Annotated in this window: 2 rRNA genes (1 of these 2 running past the window's edge); both read right to left on the bottom strand. The window is 56.2% G+C overall.

The window, feature by feature from the left end:
* Positions 1 to 57: 57 nt before the first annotated feature.
* Positions 58 to 174 (bottom strand): 5S ribosomal RNA (gene rrf, locus ABZU25_RS34275).
* A gap of 83 nt (positions 175 to 257) precedes the next feature.
* Positions 258 to 1,781, bottom strand: a 23S ribosomal RNA gene (locus tag ABZU25_RS34270) (it continues 1,689 nt past the right edge of the window).

Raw genomic sequence — 1,781 nt, 5'->3', positions numbered from 1 at the left:
GCGGTGCGGAAACGCAGAAAGGGCCACCCTCATCGGGTGACCCTTTCTGGAAAGATTGTCCGGCGGCGTCCTACTCTCCCACACCCTCACGAGTGCAGTACCATCGGCGCTGGAGGGCTTAGCTTCCGGGTTCGGAATGTAACCGGGCGTTTCCCCTCCGCCATGACCGCCGTAACTCTATCGACATGTCAAACAACACCACACAGTGGTCTGTTGTTCGTTTATCGAGAGTTGCACAGTGGACGCGTAGCAGCTTAGTAGTCAAGTCCTCGGCCTATTAGTACCGGTCAACTGAACCCGTTACCGGGCTTACATTTCCGGCCTATCAACCCAGTCGTCTAGCTGGGGGCCTTACCCCACCAAAGGTGGGTGGGATACCTCATCTTGAAGCAGGCTTCCCGCTTAGATGCTTTCAGCGGTTATCCCTTCCGAACGTAGCTAACCAGCCGTGCCCTTGGCAGGACAACTGGCACACCAGAGGTTCGTCCGTCCCGGTCCTCTCGTACTAGGGACAGCCCTTCTCAAGTATCCTACGCGCACGGCGGATAGGGACCGAACTGTCTCACGACGTTCTAAACCCAGCTCGCGTACCGCTTTAATGGGCGAACAGCCCAACCCTTGGGACCTGCTACAGCCCCAGGATGCGACGAGCCGACATCGAGGTGCCAAACCATCCCGTCGATATGGACTCTTGGGGAAGATCAGCCTGTTATCCCCGGGGTACCTTTTATCCGTTGAGCGACACCGCTTCCACTCGCAAGTGCCGGATCACTAGTCCCGACTTTCGTCCCTGCTCGACCTGTCAGTCTCACAGTCAAGCTCCCTTGTGTACTTGCACTCAACACCTGATTGCCAACCAGGCTGAGGGAACCTTTGGGCGCCTCCGTTACCTTTTAGGAGGCAACCGCCCCAGTTAAACTACCCACCAGACACTGTCCCTGAACCGGATAACGGTCCGAAGTTAGATACCCAAATCAACCAGAGTGGTATTTCAAGATTGCCTCCACCCATACTGGCGTATGGACTTCACCGGCTCCCACCTATCCTACACAAGCTAATTCGAGTACCAATGTCAAGCTATAGTAAAGGTCCCGGGGTCTTTCCGTCCTGCCGCGCGTAACGAGCATCTTTACTCGTACTGCAATTTCGCCGGGCCTGTGGTTGAGACAGTGGGGAAGTCGTTACGCCATTCGTGCAGGTCGGAACTTACCCGACAAGGAATTTCGCTACCTTAGGATGGTTATAGTTACCACCGCCGTTTACTGGCGCTTAAGTTCTCCGCTTCGCCCCCGAAAGAGCTAACAGGTCCCCTTAACGTTCCAGCACCGGGCAGGCGTCAGTCCATATACATCGAATTACTTCTTCGCATGGACCTGTGTTTTTAGTAAACAGTCGCTTCCCCCTGCTCTCTGCGGCCATACAACGCTCCACCCGCGCGGGGCTTCACGTCTCCGGCCCCCCTTCTCCCTAAGTTACGGGGGCAATTTGCCGAGTTCCTTAACCACAGTTCGCCCGATCGCCTCGGTATTCTCTACCTGACCACCTGTGTCGGTTTGGGGTACGGGCCGCTAAGAACTCGCTAGAGGCTTTTCTCGGCAGCATAGGATCACTGACTTCACCTGAATCGGCTCGGCATCACGTCTCAGCCTTAAATGTGTTGCGGATTTGCCTACAACACGGCCTACACGCTTACCCCGGCACAACCACCGGCCGGGCTCAGCTACCTTCCTGCGTCACCCCATCGCTTGACTACTACCCATCAGGTTCCCACGCTCCCTCAG

This window comes from Micromonospora sp. NPDC005215, assembly GCF_040607915.1.
GTDB lineage: Bacteria > Actinomycetota > Actinomycetes > Mycobacteriales > Micromonosporaceae > Micromonospora.
This window is presented reverse-complemented; position numbering and strand designations above follow the sequence as displayed.